Raw genomic sequence first — 18382 nt, 5'->3', positions numbered from 1 at the left:
AATCTTCCGGGGTCACCCCATGGCGCATGGTAAATTACGGAGTCCGGGCCGGCATGTTTGGGCCCGGGCCCCTCGACAAGCCCTATAGGAACCCTAGTTGGAAAATATATTACTGATCGTCGCAGCCTTCTTCCTGGTTGCGTTGAACGGTTTTTTCGTTGCAGCAGAATTCAGTCTGGTCAAGTTGCGCCAAACGCGCATCCGGGCCATCGCAAAAACACAAGGCCTGCGCGGCCGCATCCTGGCGGTGGTCCACAACCAGCTGGACGCCTACCTCTCCGCCTGCCAATTGGGCATCACGCTGGCCTCGCTGGGCCTGGGCTGGATCGGCGAACCGGCTTTCGCTCGCCTGCTCGAGCCGCTGTTCTCGCTGGCCGGGGTGACCAACCAGGAACTGATCCACGGCGTTTCCTTCGTGTTCGCCTTCTTCGTCATCTCCTTCCTGCACATCGTGGCCGGCGAACTGGCGCCCAAGTCCCTGGCCATCCGCAGCCCGGAAAAGCTGGGCCTGTGGTGCGCCTTGCCGCTGTACGGTTTCTACTGGGGCATGTATCCGCTGATCTGGGTGCTCAACGCCAGCTCCAACTGGCTGCTGCGCGTGGCCGGCCTGGGCGGCGTGCACGGCCATGACGCGCATTACTCGTCCGACGAACTCAAGCTGATCCTGCGCGCCGGCAACAAGAGCGGCAAGAACGGCAAGTTCACCCGCGACGAATGGAACGTGCTGGCGCAAAGCCTGAACTTCGCCGAACTGGATGTGGCCGACATCATGCGCCCGGCCAGCGAGATCGTGGCCCTGGGCGACGACATGACGCTGGAGGGGAACCTCGGGATCATCTACCGCAACCGCTTCTCGCGTTACCCGTATTTCGACGCCGAGCGCCAGCAGGTGCTGGGGCTGGTGCACCTGAAGGATGTGTTCCTGGCGCAGCAGGACGGGCGCGCCGTCGCCGACCTGAAGGCCTACCTGCGCCCGGTGCAGTACATCTCGCCGGCGCTGCCGGCACTGGACCTGCTGCGGCGCTTTCGCACCGGCTCGCCGCACTTCGCCATCATCGGCAAGAAGGGCCAGCCGCCGGACGGCTTCATCACGCTCGATAACATGCTCAGCCTGCTGGTGGGCGAGATCCGCGACGAGTTCCGCCACAACACCGGCGAGTGGACGCGCCAGGACGACGGCAGCTTGCTGGGCAAGGGCAGCCTGCCGATCGTCACGCTGGAGAACATGCTGGGCATCGATATCGAATACGACGACAGCATCGACTCGGTCGGCGGCCTGGTGATGGAGAAGCTGGGCGACCTGCCCAAGGAAGGCCAGCGTATCGAGTTCCCGGCGTTCGACGTGGTGATCAAGCGCATGTCGGGGCCGAAGATCGTGCTGGTGAAGGTCAATCCGAAACTGCAGGAAGGGCGGGAGTAAGGATGGTTCAGGCCAACTGAACGAGATTGAGGCGGGGATTGAGCCATTGTCGGTTCGAGTGACCGCCTCACTGTCGTCCTGACGAAGGCCAGGACACAGTCTCGTTTGTCATGCCTCATTGGCGCAGGAAGAGCGCAACGAACGTCGCTGGATCCCGGCATGCGCCGGGATGACGGAAGAATTGGCGAAGATCCCGCAAGCATCAAAGAAAAATGCCGCGACGTTCATCACGTCGCGGCATTTTTGTTGGCGGCCGCAGCCGCCGGTTTGCATCGGGTATTGCGGATCAGAACCCCAAGGTACGCCCGTCCGGATTGCGCGGATCGGAGAAGCCGTAGAAGCCGTCCGGCTTGATCTGGATGGTCTGGGTGCGGCCCATCGAAGGCTGGACGCTGACTTTCTGGCCCTTGTCCTGCAGGATCCTGACGGTGTCGGCCGACAGGCCCTTTTCCACGCGCAGCTGGTCCGGCGCCCACTGGTGATGAATGCGCGGCGTGATGGTGGCTTCGGCCACGTTCATGTCGTAGTCGATCACGTTGAGGATGGTCTGCAGCGTGGTGGTGATGATGCGGCTGCCGCCCGGGCTGCCGGTGACCAGGAAGGGCTTGCCGTCCTTGAGCACGAAGGTGGGCGACATCGACGACAGCGGGCGCTTGTACGGGCCGACCGCATTGGCGTCGCCGCCGACCAGGCCGAACGCGTTGGGCACGCCCGGCTTGGCCGAGAAGTCATCCATCTCGTTGTTCAGGGTGATGCCGGTGCCGGTGGCCACGATGCCGCTGCCGAAGTTCAGGTTCAGCGTGTAGGTGGTGGCCACCAGGTTGCCGTCCTTGTCAGCTACGGAATAGTGCGTGGTCTGGTCGCTTTCATACGGCTGCGGCTGGCCCGGCTTGATCTCGGACGACGGGGTGGCGCGGTCCGGGTTGATCTTCTTGGCCAGCTCGTCGGCGTAGGCGCGCGAAGTCAGGCCCTTGACCGGCACCTTGGTGAAGTCGGGGTCGCCCAGGTATTCGGAGCGGTCGGCATAGGCCAGCTTCATGGTCTCGGCCATCAGGTGGATCGACTGCGCGCTGTCGGCGCCGTATTCCTTGAGCGGATAGCGTTCCAGGATATTCATCATCTGGATGATGTGCACCCCGCCCGAGCTCGGCGGCGGCATCGACATGACCTGGTAGCCGCGGTAGTTGCCGGTGACCGGCACCCGTTCCACCACCTTGTAGTTCTTCAGGTCATCGGAGGAGATCAGGCCGCCGTGCTTGTCCATCTCGGCCACGATCTTCTTGGCGATGGCGCCTTCATAGAAGGCCTTCGGGCCTTCCTTGGCGATCAGCCGCATCGACTTGGCCAGGTCTTTCTGCACCAGCATTTCGCCGGCCTGCAGCGGACGGCCGTCCTTGAAGAAGATGGCGCGGCTCGACTCCCACTGGCCCAGGTGCTCGCGCTCGGCGGCCAGGATCAGCGCCAGGCCGGGGCTGACCGGATAGCCCTTTTCGGCCAGCTCGATGGCTGGCTGGATCACTTGCGACAGCTTCATGGTGCCGTACTTGGCCAGCGCATACGACAGGCCGGCGACCGTGCCGGGCACGCCCACGGCCAGGTGGGTATACAGCGAGCGGCCGGGCACCACGTTGCCCTTGTCGTCCAGGTACATGTTGCGGGTGGCGCGCTGCGGCGCCATTTCGCGGAAGTCCAGCGCCACGTTCTTGCCGGTCTTGGCGTCGTGGATCATCATGAAACCGCCGCCGCCGATGTTGCCGGCATTGGGCAGCACCACCGCCAGCGCAAAGCCGACCGCCACGCCGGCGTCGACCGCGTTGCCGCCCTTCTTCAGGATATCGACGCCGACCTTGGTGGCCAGCTCCTGCTCGGTGGCGACCATGCCGTGCTTGGCATGGACCGGGCTGATGATGTCGTAGGTGAGGTCGTACTTGATGACCGGCGCCGCGGGCGCAGGCGTCTGTGCGCAAGCCGGCATGAACGCCAGCGAGGTACAGAGGGGCAGCAAGGCCAATGCGGCCGGCTTGCAAAGTCCGGTGAATTTTTGCATGTGGATTCTCCTGATATCTGGACTTGTCGTGGTGGTTATTGTTTTAGAACATTTTGTGCCTTGCATGCCGCTATCGGTGGCGGCATGCAATCGATGGCGGCACCCGGTGATTGTAGAGGTTGCCCCGAACCTGTCTATAGGATTTCTCTGACAAGCGCCGGATTATTGGCGCCGCTTTCCTCCAGGCATGGGCGCTCAGGTGCTTTCGCGCACCGCCAGTTCGAAGCCGAGGTCGAGCCGCCCTTTGGGAATGTCCTCGCCCTTGAGCTGGCGGATCAGCATTTCGGCCGACTTGTAGCCGATGTCGTAGCGCGGGGTGATGACGGTGGTGATGGAGGGGGTGGCGCAGGCCGCCCATGAAAGGTCGTTGAAGCCGGCGATGGCCAGTTGCCCGGGCACCGCGATGCCCTGGCGCTGGCATTCGAACAGCGCGCCCAGGGCCAGGTCGTCGTTGCAGCAGAACACGGCGTCGCAGTCGGGGCGCGTTTCCAGGACCCGGCGCAAAAGCTGCGCACCCATGTCCACCGTGGTCGGCAACGGCAGCAGCACTTCCACGGCGGGATCGATGCCGGCCTCCTGCAAGCCTTTGCGAAAGCCCTCGCGGCGTTTCATCATGCGCGGGTCGAGCTGGGCGGCGATGAAGGCCGGGCGCCGGTAGCCGCGCTCGGCCAGATGGCGCGCCACCGCATAGCCGGCCCTGGTCTGCGAGAAGCCGACCGAGTATTCGTCGTTGCTGCGCCCCAGGTCGAACATGCGCACGGCGGGGATGGCGCGGCTGGCCGGGCGGCTTTGCAGGATCTCGTACTGCTCGCTGCTGGAGAGCAGGAAGCCGGCCGGCGCATGCGCCAGGTAGGTTGAGATCAGTTGCGCTTCCTTGTCGCGCGCATAGCCGGTTTCGCCGATCAGGAACTGGTAGCCGGCTTCGGCCAGGTAATCGCGGATGCCGGAGAGCGTTTCGATGAACACGGCATTGGTCAGCGACGGCACCAATACCCCGATCACCTGCGAGCGCGCCGAGGCCAGCGTGGCGGCGGCCTGGTTGGGCACATAGCCCAGTTTCTCGATGGCGGCAAAGATGCGCTCGCGCGACTGTTCCTGCACAAGTTCCGGCATCTTCAAGGCGCGCGATACCGTCATCGAACTGACGCCGGCCTCGGCCGCGACATCGGTGATGGTGACGCGGCCGGTGGCCCGGCTGCCTTTCGGAACGGGGAGGGGAACGGTTTTTTTGTCTTGTGCTGCGCGCTTGCTCATGGCGGTGGAATCGTCAATGTGGCCGACATCATACCGCGCCACGCCGCGGGCGGCGACCCGGAATCGGTTTCCCGCGGCCAATTGCCTGCCTGTGCCGCAGTGCAGCACAACAAGTGTTTGACCGGCTTGAAATGTTAGCGTTATCATCGCGCCCAATGTTAACGCTAACATATCGACCGCCGGAAACACGGCGGCGCAGTCGGCGCTGGCTACCACACTCAGGAATATTCAATAAAACACTACGAAGATAGTGCAGACGGACGCGCCGCCATCATCGGTAGGCCGCAGGAGACGCTCGCCCACAGCCGCCATGGCGAAGGGCTCCCCTCCGGCGGCCTGCCAGGCCGCGCGCCGTCGGCTATCGGCATACGGAGATCCCATGCTGGGCATGAGCCACGAAGCAACACTGCTGTTTAACGCATTCATCGCGATCCTCGCGCTGGTCCTGATGATCACGCGCCTGCGCATCCACCCCTTCATCGCGCTGACCATCACGTCCGGCTTCCTCGGCCTGATTTCCGGCATGCCGCTGCCCAAGATCGTCAAATCCTTCCAGGACGGTTTCGGCGGCGTGCTGGGCTTCGTCGGCATCGTGCTGGGCCTGGGTACCATGCTGGGCAAGCTGATGGCCGAATCCGGCGGCGCCGACCAGATCTCGCAGACGCTGGTGCGCGCCTTCGGCCGCGAGCGCGTGCACTGGGCCATGATGATGGGCGCCTTCCTGGTCGGCATCCCGCTGTTCTTTGAAATCGGTTTCGTGTTGCTGATCCCGCTGGTGTTCATCGTCGCGCGCCGCTCGGGCGTGCCGCTGTTCAAGATCGGCATGCCCATGCTGGCCAGCCTGTCGGTGATGCACGGCCTGGTGCCGCCGCATCCGGGCCCGCTGCTGGCCATCGGCATCTTCGGCGCCGATATCGGCAAGACCATCTTCTACGGCCTGATCGTCGGCTTGCCGACCGTCATCATTGCCGGCCCGATGTTCGGCTCCTTCATTTCCAAGTATGTCGACATCAAGCCGTCCGACGAGCTGATGGCGCAACTGGCGCGCGAGCCGGAAACCAAGAACCTGCCGGGCTTCGCCGTCACCCTGGTCACCGTGCTGTCGCCGGTGTTCCTGATGCTGTTGAAGACCTTCGTCGACGTCAGCCTTCCGGAAGGCCATGCCGTGCGCGACCTGATGGACTTCGTCGGCAACCCCATCGTGGCCCTGCTGGCGGCGCTGCTGCTGGCGATGTGGACCTTCGGCATCGCCCGCGGCTTCACTCGCCAGCAAGTACTGAAATTCGTCGACCAGAGCCTGGCGCCGACCGCGGCCATCGTGCTGATCATTGGCGCCGGCGGCGGCTTCAAGCAGATGCTGGTGAACTCCGGCGTGGGCACCGCCATCGGCCAGCTGGCCGTGCATGCGCAGATCTCGCCGCTGCTGCTGGCCTGGTTCGTGGCCGGCGTGATTCGCGTGGCGACCGGTTCGGCCACGGTGGCCACCATCACCGGCGCCGGCATCGTGGCGCCGCTGGTGGCGCTGGTGCCCGGCACCAACAAGGAACTGCTGGTGCTGGCCACCGGCGCCGGCTCGCTGATCCTGTCGCACGTCAACGATGCGGGCTTCTGGCTGGTCAAGGAATACTTCAACATGAGCGTGGGCGAAACCTTCAAGACCTGGACGCTGATGGAAACCCTGATTTCGGTTGTTGCTATCATCTTCATCATGCTGCTCAACCTGGTCGTGTAATTGCCATACCCGCCCGGCCGCGTGCCGGGCTTTTGCCTTAAAGGAAACAAACCATGTCCAACGCTCCCCGCTACATGCTTGGCGTCGATCTCGGCACCACCAGCACCAAGACCGTCGTCTTCACCCTCGACGGCAAGGTGGTTGCGCAGCACGCGGAGGAATACCCGGTGCTGTGCACCGAGCCGGGCATGGCCGAGCAGGACCCGCAGCAAATCTATGAAGCCGCGCTGGATTCGATCGCCGGCGCGGTGAAGGCCGCCCGGGCGGCGCCGCAGGACATCGCGCTGCTGTCCTTCAGTGCCGCCATGCACAGCGTGATCGCGCTGGATGCCGACAACGGCCTGCTGTCCAACAGCATCACCTGGGGCGACATCCGCGCCTCGGTCTGGGCCGAGCGCATCAGGAAGGAATTCGACGGCAACGCCATCTACCGCCGCACCGGCACGCCCATCCATCCGATGTCGCCGCTGTGCAAGCTGATGTGGATGCGCCACGAAAAACCCGAGGTGTTCGGCAAGGCCGCGCGCTTCGTCGGCATCAAGGAATACCTGATGTTCCGCCTGTTCGGCGAGTGGGTGGTGGACCACTCGATCGCCTCGGCCACCGGCATGTTCAACCTGCGCGAGCTGGCATGGGACAGGGAAGCGCTGGCGCTGCTGCAGGTCGACGCCGCCCAGTTGCCCAAGCCGGTGCCGACCACCTACCGCCTGCCGGCGCTCCAGCCGGAGATGGCGCAGCGCCTGGGTTTGTCGACTGCCACGCCGTTCATCATCGGCGCCAATGACGGCGTGCTGTCCAACCTCGGCGTGAACGCCATCGAGACCGGCCACGTGGCGGTCACCATCGGCACTTCCGGCGCCATGCGCACCGTGATCGACCGGCCGCTGACCGACCCGCACGGCCGCCTGTTCTGCTACGCGCTGACCGAGAAGCACTGGGTGGTCGGCGGCCCGGTCAACAACGGCGGCAACATCTTCCGCTGGGTGCGCGACGAACTGGCCACGGCCGAAGCGGCTGCCGCGCGCGACGAGGGCGTCGATCCCTACGAGGCATTGACGCGCATCGCCGAGAAGGTCACGCCCGGCGCCGAAGGCCTGCTGTTCCACCCGTTCCTGGCCGGCGAGCGCGCGCCGCTGTGGAACGCCGACCTGCGCGGTTCCTTCTTCGGCCTCGGCCTGCACCATGGCAAGCACCACATGATCCGCGCCGCGCTGGAAGGCGTGATCTTCAACCTCTACAGCATCCTGCCGGCGCTGGAAGACCTGGTCGGCCCCACCAAGCGCATGATGGCCACCGGCGGCTTCGCCCGTTCGGCATTGTGGCGCCAGATGATGGCCGATATCTTCAACCGGGAAGTGATGGTGCCCGAGAGCGTGGAATCGTCCTGCCTGGGCGCAGCCGTGCTGGGCGCGTATGCGCTGGGCCTGGTCGATTCGCTGGAAGCGATCTCGGGCATGGTCGGATCGAACCACCACCACGCGCCGCAAGCCGCGGCGGTCAAGGTCTACAGCCGCCTGCAGCCGATCTTCGCGGCCATTCCCGCCAAGCTGGAAGCCGAGTACCACGCCATCGCCGCCTTCCAGCGCGAGATGGTCAAACCTGAATAAAACCAATAAAGCAGCACCCGCAAGACCACCACCGACAACAGGAGATGACATGACAGTGAAGACAAGCGCTTTGCCCGCAGGCCTGAAGGACTTTTCGCTGGAGGGCAAGCTGGCCCTGATCACCGGGTCTTCCGGCGGCATCGGCCTGGCGCTGGCGCGCGGTATGGCGCAGGCGGGCGCGGCCATCGTGCTCAACGGGCGCGATGCCGGCAAGCTGGCCAAGGTGGCGCAGCAATTGCGCGACGAGGGCCACACCATCCATGAATCCAGCTTCGACGCCACCTCGAACGAGGCGGTCAAGGCCGCGGTGCAACGGATCGAAAGCGAGATGGGCGCCATCGATATCCTGGTCAACAACGCCGGCATCCAGCGCCGCAACCCGCTGGAGGATTTCAAGGAATCCGACTGGCACGACATCATCAACACCAACTTGAACAGCGTGTTCTACGCCGCGCAGGCGGTGGCGCGCCACATGATCGGCCGCGGCCGCGGCAAGATCATCAACATCTGCTCGGTGCAGAGCGAACTGGGCCGTCCCGGCATCGCGCCGTATGCCGCCACCAAGGGCGCGGTGAAGATGTTCACCAAGGGCATGGCGATCGATTGGGGCAAGTACGGCCTTCAAGTCAACGGCCTCGGCCCCGGCTACTTCAAGACCGAGATGAACATGGCGCTGGTCAACGACCAGAAGTTCACCGACTGGCTGGTGGGCCGCACGCCCTCGCGCCGCTGGGGCGATGTCGAAGACCTGGTCGGCGCCGCGGTGTTCCTCGGCAGCGATGCCTCGCGCTTCGTCAACGGCCACATCCTCTATGTGGACGGCGGCGTGACCGCGACACTGTAAATCAATCCTTCAAGCACACATCGGGAGAGCACCATGCAACAAGGCATCGTCATCCACGCGCCGCACGACCTGCGCATCCAGGAACTGGAAACCGGCGCCCTGCAGCCGCAGCAACTGAAGGTCAAGGTCAAGGCCGGCGGCATCTGCGGCTCCGACCTGCATTACTACCACCACGGCGGCTTCGGCGTGGTGCGCATCAAGGAGCCGATGGTGCTGGGCCATGAAGTGTCGGGCCAGATCGCCGAGGTCGGCTCGGACATTTCCGATATCCAGCCCGGCGCCCGCATCGCGATTTCCCCCAGCCGCCCTTGCGGCGCCTGCAAGTACTGCCAGGAAGGCAAGCAGAACCATTGCCTGGACATGCGCTTCTACGGCAGCGCCATGCGCATGCCGCACGTGCAGGGCGCGTTCCGCCAGGAGATCGTGATCGAGCGCGCGCAAGCGCATGTGGTGGCCGACCACGTCAGCGACGGCGAAGCAGCCATGGCCGAGCCGCTGTCGGTGGCCTTGCATGCGGTGCGCCGCGCCGGCCCGCTGGTCGGCAAGCGCGTGCTGGTGACCGGCTGCGGTCCGATCGGCGCACTGGTGGTCATCGCCGCCCGCCGCGCCGGCGCGCTGGAAGTGGTCGCCACCGATGTGGCCAAGATGCCGCTGGAAACCGCCGTCAAGGTGGGCGCCGACCGCGCCGTCAACATGGCCGAAACGCCTGACGCCTTGAAGGAATACGCCGCCGACAAGGGCCACTTCGACGTGCTGTTCGAAGTCAGCGGCAACGAGCGCGCGCTGGTCGGTGCGCTGGAGGCGCTGCGCCCGCAAGCCATCATCGTGCAGGTGGGCCTGGGCGGCGACATCAACTTCCCGGCCAACCTGCTGGTGGGCAAGGAACTGGACTGGCGCGGCGCCTTCCGCTTCCATGAAGAGTTCGCCATGGCGGTGGAGCTGATGAACAAGCAGCTGGTGGACGTGAAGCCGCTGATCACGGCCACCTATCCGTTCGAGAAATCGGTGGAAGCCTTCGAGATCGCCGGCGACCGCGCGAAGATGATGAAGGTGCAGATCAGCTTTGCCTGATGCTTTTAGGTATCGCCAATAAAAAATCCCGGTTGCGTGCCGGGATTTTTTTCGTCTTCAGGTCAGAAAGCGGAGCAGGGTATTGGCGACCGCCTGAACGACGCTGGATCCTGGCTTTCGTCAGGATGACGGCGACGAGTGGAAGAGTATCGGCCTTACCCCAATCGCCGTCATCCCGGCGCAGGCCGGAATTCAGTGGCGTTCGTATCCAGCGGCGTTCGTTGCGCGAGACCGGCGGTCGGGAAATCCTTGTCTTTTACTTCAATGCCTCGACGATCTTGTCCAGCTTGACCGCATCGGCGGCGAACAGGCGGATGCCTTCGGCCAGCTTTTCGGTGGCCATCGCATCGGCGTTGAGCGCCAGGCGGAAGGCCTTCTCGTCCAGCGTCACGCGCTCGATGTCGGCGGCCTGGGCGGCTTCCACGCTCAGCTTGCGCTCCACCGGCGCATCCGCCTCGGACAGCTTTTGCAGCAGTTCCGGGCTGATGGTCAGCAGGTCGCAGCCGGCCAGTTCGACGATCTGCGAGGTGTTGCGGAAGCTCGCGCCCATCACTTCGGTGGCGTAGCCGAACTTGCGGTAATAGTTGTAGACGGCCTTGACCGACTGCACGCCCGGATCGTCGGCGCCGGTGTATTCCTGGCCGGTGGATTTCTTGTACCAGTCGTAGATGCGGCCGACGAACGGCGAGATCAGTTGCACCCGGGCTTCGGCGCAGGCGATGGCCTGCGGCAGCGAGAACAGCAGGGTCAGGTTGCAGCGGATGCCTTCTTTTTCCAGGATCTCGGCGGCGCGGATGCCTTCCCAGGTGGAGGCGATCTTGATCAGCACGCGCTCGCGCTTGATGCCGGCTTGCTCGTACAGGCAGATCAGTTCGCGGCCCTTGGCCACCGTGCCTTCGGTATCGAACGACAGGCGCGCATCGGTCTCGGTGGATACGCGGCCCGGGATGATCTTGAGGATTTCCAGGCCGAAAGCCACCAGCAGGCGGTCGATGATCTGCTCGGTGCCCTGGCCGGCGTTGGCCTTGACCACGGACGCCAGCAGCGGCTTGTACTCGTCCTTTTGCACCGCCTTGAGGATCAGCGAGGGGTTGGTGGTGGCGTCCTGCGGCGCGAAGGCTTTCATCGCCTGGAAGTCGCCGGTGTCGGCCACGATGGTGGTGTACTGCTTCAACTGGTCAAGCTGGCTCATGGGAAGTCCTGGTTGCGAAGTTGGAAGGGAAGTCGATAACCTCATTGTACGCAATCGCGGCGGGTTGTCTGTCGGCGGATGCCTGATCCTTGATCCGGATCCGGATCAAGATTCACAGCGGCGCGGATCAGCGGAAGAACGAATCGAACTGCATGTCGAACTTCTGCAGCGACTTTTGCGCGTTCTGCATCTGCTTGCGGAATTCCGGGCCGCGTCGCAGCGCCAGGCCGACGGCCAGGATGTCGATCACCACCAGGTGCGCCAGGCGCGCCGAGATCGGCGTGTAGGGGTCGATGTTGAAGGACAGGTCGATCGGCACCAGTACCGTGGCCAGCTCGGCCAGCGGGGTGCCGGACGGGCCCAGCACGATGATGTCGGCGCCGCCCTTGCGCGCCAGCTGGATCGAGCGCAGCAGCGCCGCGTTGCCGCCGCGCTGCGAGATGGCCACCACGCAGTCGCCGGCCTTGAGCAGCGAGGCGGCGATGCTGTGGATGTGCGGGTCGGAGTAGGCGACCGTGGGCACGCCCGAGCGGAAGAACTTGTGCTGGGCATCGTTGGCCACGATGCCGGAGGTGCCCTGGCCGTAGAACTCGATCTTGTTGGCGCGCGCCAGCACGTCCAGCGCCAGCTGGATGGCGTCCGGGTTGAGGTGGTTGCGCAGGTCGAGCAGGGTATTGATGGAGCGGCTGCAGATCTTGTTGACCAGGTCGGCCGCGAGGTCGTCCTGGGCCAGCGTCTCGTCCGCGCCCGGCAGCGCCAGCGCCAGGCTTTGCGCCAGCTTCAGCTTGAAGTCGTGCCAGCCTTCGTAGCCGATGGCGCGGCAGAAGCGGATCACGGTCGGCTCCGACACTTCCGCGTTCTTGGCCAGCGCGGTCAGGTTTTCCGCCAGCGCCAGCTGCGGATTGGCGAGCACGGTCGCGGCCACCTTCTTCTCCGACTTCGAGAGGGAGTTGATGTGGGTGCGGATGGAGTCGAGCAGCATGGACATGGCGCGGCCTTTTTACGTGCTTTCTGCGTGCTGGTTGCGTGTCAGACTTCGGGCAGCGCTTCTTCGCGCCACTGCAGTCCGTCGCGGCCGATCAGCGCGCTGGCGGCGGCAGGCCCCCAGGTGCCGGCGTTGTAGGGGATGGGGTCGGACTCCTGCTGCTCCCAGTGGTCGAGGATGGGTTCCACCCATTCCCAGGCGGCTTCCAGTTCGTCGCTGCGCATGAACAGCGTCAGGTGGCCGCGCAGCACATCCAGCAGCAGGCGCTCGTAGGCGTCCATGCGCGGGGTCTTGAACTTCTCGCGGAAGTCCAGCTCCAGCTCGACCGGGCGCAGGCGCATGCCGTCGCCGGGCTGCTTGGCCATCAGGTTCATATGCAGGCCTTCATCGGGCTGCAGGCGAATGACGAGGCAGTTCGGGGTGTCGTTCTGGTGCGCGAAGATCGAGTGCGGCACGCTCTTGAAGCGCACCACGATCTCGGCCAGCGAGTCGGCCATGCGCTTGCCGGTGCGCAGGTAGAAGGGCACGCCGGCCCAGCGCCAGGTGTCGATCTCGGCCTTGACGGCGACGAAGGTCTCGGTGCGCGATTCGGGGTTGGCGTCGTCTTCCTTGCGGTAGCCCGGCACCGGCACGCCGTTGACGTGGCCCGAGCGGTACTGGCCGCGCACCACGTTCATGGCCAGCGTGGTCGGGGTGAAGCGCTTGAGCGAGCGCAGCACCTTCAGTTTCTCGTCGCGCACGGCATCGGCCGAGTTGGACACGGGCGGTTCCATGGCGACGATGCACAGCAGTTGCAGCAAGTGGTTCTGCAGCATGTCGCGCAGCGCGCCCGAGGTGTCGTAATAGTCGAAGCGGCCGCCCACGCCGAGCTCTTCGGCGATGGTGATCTGCACGTCGGAAATCCATTCGCGGCGCCACAGCGGCTCGAACAGCACGTTGCCGAAACGCAGCGCCAGCAGGTTCTGCACCGCTTCCTTGCCGAGGTAGTGGTCGATACGGAAGATCTGCGATTCCTCGAAGTACTGGCCGACTTGCTTGTTGATGTCGCGCGCGCTGGCGAGGTCGCGGCCCAGCGGCTTTTCCAGCACCACGCGCGAGCTCGGCGTGACCAGCCCGGCCTTGGACAGGTTCTCGCAGATCGAGGCGAACAGGCTGGGCGGCGTGGCCAGGTAGAACACGCGCGGCAGGCCAGCGGTGTCGCGCAGCGCTTCCTTCAGGTGCTCGAAGCTGGCGCCTTCCCTGGCGTTGACCGAGGCATAGCGCAACCGCGCGGCGAAGCGATCCCAGACGGCGGCGTCCAGGTTGCCGGCGGGAATGTGCGGCTTGGAGTCCTTCTCCACGATCTTCAGGAACTCTTCGCGGGTCTTGTCGTCGCGACCGATGCAGACGATGCGCGCTTCGGGCGGCAGGTCGCGGGCGCGGTCGCGCGCGTACAGGGCCGGCAGCAGCTTGCGCATCGAGAGGTCGCCGGTGCCACCGAATAAAACCAGGTCGAAATCGGAAATAGCCATGATGTAGGTTGGGTCGTCTGCGTTGGTTGTCGAGGCCGGCGTGGTTCAGTTGCGCCGGCGATCCGTCATTGCTGCGGGGCCGCTCAAGCTTGTTGGGCCTGCTTCGCCAGGGCGATCAGGGCATTGGTCGAGGCGTCGTGCAGGGCCGGGTTGGGCGCGGCCTGGAGTTCGCCGTGGATGGTCTTGGCCAGCACCTTGCCCAGTTCCACGCCCCACTGGTCGAAGCTGTTGATGCCCCAGATCGCGCCTTGCACGAAAGTCTTGTGCTCATACAGCGCGATCAGCGAGCCCAGCGTGGCCGGCGTCAGCTCGGGCAGCAGGATGGTGTTGCTCGGGCGGTTGCCGTCGAAGGTTTTGTGCGGCAACAGCGCGTTCAGTTCCGCCTCGTCCAGGCCCTGCTTTTGCAGGTCGGCGCGCACCTCATCGGCATCCTTGCCGCGCATGAAGGCTTCGGACTGGGCGAAGCAGTTGGCCAGCAGCACCTGGTGGTGGCCGTCGATATCGTGCGAGGGCTTGAGCACGGCGATGAAGTCGATCGGCGTGATGTCGGTGCCCTGGTGCAGCAGCTGGAAAAAGGCGTGCTGGCCGTTGGTGCCGACATCGCCCCAGATGAACGGACAGGTGGCCACGCCCACGGCGCTGCCGTCGCGGGTGATGCGCTTGCCGTTGCTTTCCATCTCCAGTTGCTGCAGGTAGGCCTGGAAATAGCGCAGGCCATGGTGGTAAGGCGCGATCGACAGCGATTCGCTGTTGAAGAAGTTGCGGTTCCAGATGCCGATGAGCGCCTGGATCACCGGCATGTTGGCTTCCAGCGGCGCTTCGCGGAAATGGCGGTCCATCGCGTGGGCGCCGCCCAGGAACTCGGAGAAGCGCTCGAAACCGACCATCAGCGCGATCGACAGGCCGATCGCCGACCATACCGAATAGCGCCCGCCGACCCAGTCCCAGAAGGGGAACATGTTGTCGGGGTCGATGCCGAAGGCCGACACTTCCCTGGCATTGGTCGATACCGCCACGAAATGGCGCGCCAGGTCGCCCTCGTTGCCGTGGCGCAGGAACCATCTGCGCGCGGACTGCGCGTTCAACATGGTTTCCTGCGTGGTGAATGTCTTGGAGGCAACGATGAACAGCGTGGTCTCGGGATCGACCCTGGACAACACCTCATCAAGGTCGTGGCCGTCCACGTTGGAGACGAAGTGCGCCTTCAGGCGCGCATGGCTGAACTGGCGCAGCGCGGTGCAGACCATCTGCGGGCCGAGGTAGGAGCCGCCGATGCCGATGTTGACGATATCGGTGATCTCGCGCCCGGTGTGGCCGCGCCACTGCCCGTTGCGCACGCGTTCGGAGAAATCGCGGATATGGCCGAGTACGGCGTGAACATCCGCGCCGACCTGCTGTCCATCCACTTGCGCCGGGGCTTCGCCGGCCGGCGCGCGCAATGCAGTGTGCAAGACCGCCCGATGTTCTGTAAAGTTGATTTTCGCGCCGCTGAACATGGCGTCGCGCAGGGCTTCCACCTGGCGTTCGCGCGCCAGCTCCAGCAGCAGCGACAGGGTTTCGGACTCGATGCGGTTCTTGGAGTAGTCCAGCAGCAGGCCGGCGGCGCGCACCGACATGCGTTCGAAGCGGTCGGGCTGCTGCGCGAACAGTTCGCGCATGTGCCAGTGGACGGCTTGTCCGGCGTGGTGTTGCTGCAGGGCTTTGAATGCTGCCGTGTCGGTCAGGGCGGTGGTGTGCATGTGGTCAATGTTGTTGGATGCCGTGGCGCAGCGGGCACTTTCCAGCCCCGGCACGGCTTGAGTTCTTGGGCGCGACCTGCAGACTATACATCAAATGCGTCTTCGATGGTAATTTCACTACAGTTTGTGACGGATGGATGACATTGCCGGTGAAGATCTGGAAAAGCCTGCATCGCCTGCTGGATGGGCGTCTTGGAGAATGATGAGGTTGCTTGCGCAAGCCGGTGCTGCGTTGCGGTATCGAAAAGCCGGGCATTCGATTCGGTTTGTTGAAAATTGTGTAGTAAAATTACATTGTTAACGCTAACAGGAAACGACAATGCCTCTCAACGCTACCTTAGCCAGCGTCACCCGACGCATCGCCGAACGTAGTCGTCCCTACCGGACCGCTTACCTCGAACGACTGGAAGCGGCCCGCCGCAAGGGCGTGCAGCGCGGCGCGCTGGCATGTACCAACCTGGCCCACGGCTTCGCCGCCTTCCCGGCCAACGACAAACTGAAGTTGAAGGAAGACAAGGCGCCCTCGCTGGCCATCGTCTCCGCCTACAACGACATGCTCTCGGCGCACCAGCCGTTCGAGCGTTTTCCCCAGATCCTCAAGCAGGCCGCGCGCGAAGCCGGCGCCGTGGCGCAGTTCGCCGGCGGCACCCCGGCCATGTGCGACGGCGTCACCCAGGGCCAGACCGGCATGGAAATGTCGCTGTTCTCGCGCGACGCTATCGCCATGGCAACCGCCATCGCGCTCTCGCACAACATGTTCGACGCCGCGCTGTACCTGGGCGTATGCGACAAGATCGTGCCGGGCCTGTTGATCGGCGCGCTGCACTTCGGCCACCTGCCGGCGGTGTTCGTGCCGGCCGGGCCGATGACCAGCGGCATGAGCAACAGCGACAAGGTCAAGATCCGCCAGCTCTACACCGCCGGCAAGATCGGTCGCGCCGAGCTGCTGGAAGCCGAGTCGCAGTCCTACCACGGCGCCGGCACCTGCACCTTCTACGGCACCGCCAACAGTAACCAGATGCTGATGGAAGCCATGGGCCTGCACCTGCCGGGCGCCGCCTTCATTACTCCCAACACGCCGCTGCGCGACGCACTGACCGCCGAAGCCGCGCGCCAGGCCGCGCGCATCACCGACCAGGGCGCGCAGTACACGCCGGTGGGCCGCATGATCGACGAGAAGGCCATCGTCAACGCCATCGTCGCGCTGCACGCCACCGGCGGCTCCACCAACCACACGTTGCACCTGGTGGCCATCGCCAAGGCGGCCGGCATCGTGATCGACTGGGACGATTTCTCCAGGCTCTCCGCCGTGGTGCCGCTGATCACCAAGATCTACCCCAACGGCACCGCCGACGTGAACCATTTCCATGCCGCCGGCGGCACCGGCTTCGTGCTGCGCGAGCTGATCGACGCCGGCCTGATGCACGACGACGTCACCACCATCCTCGGCCAGGGCCTGCGCCAGCACTGCAAGGAACCGATGCTGGCCGGCGAGGCGCCGCAAGGCCAGGTTGGCAAGGTAGTGTGGCAGGACGTGCCGGCAACCAGCGCCGACGAAGGCGTGCTGGGCACGGTGGCCAAGCCGTTCTCGGCCGACGGCGGCCTCAAGCTGCTGCAGGGCAACCTCGGCCGCGCGGTCATCAAGACTTCGGCAGTCAAGCACGAGCACCGCGCGGTGCAGGCGCCGGCCATCGTGTTCCACTCGCAGGAAGCCTTCATGGCGGCCTTCAAGGCCGGCGAGCTGGATAAGGACTTCGTCGCCGTGATCACCTTCCAGGGCCCGCGCGCCAACGGCATGCCGGAACTGCACGCGCTGACCCCGGCGCTGGGCATCCTGCAGGACAAGGGGCGCCATGTGGCCTTGGTGACCGATGGCCGCATGTCGGGCGCATCGGGTAAAGTACCTGCCGCGATCCACGTCACGCCCGAAGTGCTGGGCGGCGGTCCGCTGGGGCGCGTGCGCAGCGGCGACATGATCCGCCTGGACGCCGAGGCCGGCGTGCTGGAAGCGCTGGTGCCGCAGGATGAATGGGAGCGGCGCGGACAAGACGCCAGCGACCTGTTCGACAACCAGCACGGCATGGGGCGCGAGCTGTTTGCCATGTTCCGTAACACCGTCGGTACGGCGGAAGAGGGCGGCGCCACTTTCGGCCTGCCTCCGATCAAAGAGAAAGAGAAGACAACGGTATGAAGACCACACTGGAAATCATGCGCGCCTCGCCGGTCATTCCGGTGATCGCGATCGACAAGTTCGAACACGCCATTCCGCTGGCCAGGGCGCTGGTCGCCGGCGGCATCCGCGTGCTGGAAATCACGCTGCGCACCGAGCACGGCCTGCCGGCCATCCGCGCCATCGCCGAGTCGGTGCCTGAGGCCATCGTCGGCGTCGGCACGCTGACCGCGCCCGAAGAGTTCGCCGCCTCGCGCGACGCCGGCGCGGTATTCGGCGTCTCGCCCGGCCTGACCCCGGCGCTGATCGAAGCCGCCAAGCGCAGCGGCCTGCCGCTGCTGCCCGGCGTGATGACGCCGTCCGAAGTGATGGCCGCGCGCGAGGCGGGTTTTCGCCAGTTGAAGCTGTTCCCGGCGGTGCCGGCCGGCGGCATCGGCATGTTGAACGGTATTGCCGGCCCGCTGGGCGACGTCGCGTTTTGCCCGACCGGCGGCATCACGCAAGAGACCGCGCCGCAGTTCCTGGCCTGCAAGAACGTGGTCTGCGTAGGCGGTTCGTGGCTGACCCCGAAGGCGGCCATCGAAGCCGGCGACTGGGACAAGATCACCGAACTGGCGAAGGCGGCCAGCGCGCTGAAGAAGGCCTGAGGTTCGCCTCGGCGCGTCCCTGCGACAAGCTCGGGCAGGCTTCGATACGCCGCTGCGCGGTTACCCGGCCCGAACGGTTATTAGATTTTCGCGATTTGATTTCCGTTCGCACTGAGTAGCGGCAACGCCGGGTATCGAAGGCGCGCCGACGATCCAATGAAAA

The 18382-nt window shown here is 65.0% G+C and carries 14 protein-coding genes; 7 read left to right on the top strand and 7 right to left on the bottom strand.

Annotated features, from left to right (window positions below; genetic code table 11):
• Positions 1–97: 97 nt before the first annotated feature.
• Entirely contained in the window at positions 98–1420 is a 1323-nt protein-coding gene (locus FB597_RS12640) for a hemolysin family protein (protein ID WP_144769732.1), read from the top strand.
• A gap of 108 nt (positions 1421–1528) precedes the next feature.
• Here the strand turns inward: FB597_RS12640 and FB597_RS20275 are convergent, their stop codons facing one another.
• The 3 genes from FB597_RS20275 to FB597_RS12630 all read right to left on the bottom strand — a co-directional run bounded on the left by FB597_RS20275 (position 1529) and on the right by FB597_RS12630 (position 4721).
• Positions 1529–1693, bottom strand: coding sequence for a hypothetical protein (locus FB597_RS20275; RefSeq protein ID WP_186442780.1), 165 nt, complete (start codon positions 1691–1693; stop codon positions 1529–1531).
• 13 nt (positions 1694–1706) lie between these two features.
• Positions 1707–3467: a gamma-glutamyltransferase gene (ggt, locus tag FB597_RS12635; protein WP_144769731.1), complete on the bottom strand. Its 1761-nt coding sequence runs from the start codon at positions 3465–3467 to the stop codon at positions 1707–1709.
• Positions 3468–3662: 195 nt separating this feature from the next.
• On the bottom strand, positions 3663–4721 hold the full coding sequence (locus tag FB597_RS12630) for a LacI family DNA-binding transcriptional regulator (RefSeq protein ID WP_144769730.1): 1059 nt from the start codon (positions 4719–4721) through the stop codon (positions 3663–3665).
• Positions 4722–5100: 379 nt separating this feature from the next.
• On the opposite strand from FB597_RS12630, the gene FB597_RS12625 reads away from it, so the two are divergent.
• The 4 genes from FB597_RS12625 to FB597_RS12610 are packed head-to-tail and all read left to right on the top strand — an operon-like array spanning position 5101 to position 9975.
• Positions 5101–6453, top strand: coding sequence for a GntP family permease (locus tag FB597_RS12625; protein ID WP_141913420.1), 1353 nt, complete (start codon positions 5101–5103; stop codon positions 6451–6453).
• A gap of 53 nt (positions 6454–6506) precedes the next feature.
• Positions 6507–8060 (top strand): gluconokinase, encoded by a 1554-nt coding sequence (gntK, locus tag FB597_RS12620; RefSeq protein ID WP_144769729.1) that lies wholly within the window; start codon positions 6507–6509, stop codon positions 8058–8060.
• A gap of 49 nt (positions 8061–8109) precedes the next feature.
• Positions 8110–8904: an SDR family NAD(P)-dependent oxidoreductase gene (locus FB597_RS12615; protein ID WP_144769728.1), complete on the top strand. Its 795-nt coding sequence runs from the start codon at positions 8110–8112 to the stop codon at positions 8902–8904.
• Positions 8905–8937: 33 nt separating this feature from the next.
• Entirely contained in the window at positions 8938–9975 is a 1038-nt protein-coding gene (locus FB597_RS12610; RefSeq protein ID WP_144769727.1) for an L-idonate 5-dehydrogenase, read from the top strand.
• A gap of 256 nt (positions 9976–10231) precedes the next feature.
• Here FB597_RS12610 and tal read toward each other — a convergent pair whose 3' ends face one another.
• The 4 genes from tal to pgi form a co-directional block, all read right to left on the bottom strand.
• Positions 10232–11167, bottom strand: coding sequence for a transaldolase (gene tal, locus FB597_RS12605; RefSeq protein WP_144769726.1), 936 nt, complete (start codon positions 11165–11167; stop codon positions 10232–10234).
• A 127-nt stretch (positions 11168–11294) separates the two neighbouring features.
• A complete protein-coding gene (locus FB597_RS12600; protein ID WP_050468741.1) occupies positions 11295–12149 on the bottom strand; it encodes an SIS domain-containing protein in 855 nt (284 codons plus the stop codon).
• A gap of 47 nt (positions 12150–12196) precedes the next feature.
• A complete protein-coding gene (gene zwf / locus FB597_RS12595) occupies positions 12197–13663 on the bottom strand; it encodes a glucose-6-phosphate dehydrogenase (protein ID WP_141913415.1) in 1467 nt (488 codons plus the stop codon).
• Between the two features lie 83 nt (positions 13664–13746).
• A complete protein-coding gene (pgi, locus tag FB597_RS12590; RefSeq protein ID WP_144769725.1) occupies positions 13747–15402 on the bottom strand; it encodes a glucose-6-phosphate isomerase in 1656 nt (551 codons plus the stop codon).
• A gap of 319 nt (positions 15403–15721) precedes the next feature.
• Between pgi and edd the strand changes: the two genes are divergently transcribed.
• Positions 15722–17593 carry a phosphogluconate dehydratase gene (edd, locus tag FB597_RS12585; RefSeq protein ID WP_144769724.1) on the top strand — a complete coding sequence of 624 codons (1872 nt, stop codon included), beginning with the start codon at positions 15722–15724 and terminating at the stop codon, positions 17591–17593.
• A complete protein-coding gene (locus FB597_RS12580; RefSeq protein WP_141913412.1) occupies positions 17590–18219 on the top strand; it encodes a bifunctional 4-hydroxy-2-oxoglutarate aldolase/2-dehydro-3-deoxy-phosphogluconate aldolase in 630 nt (209 codons plus the stop codon). Before edd ends, FB597_RS12580 begins: the two co-directional genes overlap by 4 nt.
• Positions 18220–18382 lie beyond the last annotated feature (163 nt).

This window comes from Herbaspirillum sp. SJZ099, from assembly GCF_007828355.1.
GTDB lineage: Bacteria > Pseudomonadota > Gammaproteobacteria > Burkholderiales > Burkholderiaceae_D > Herbaspirillum.
Note: the sequence above shows the minus strand (reverse complement) of the source record. Positions and strands in the feature narration are given on the sequence as shown.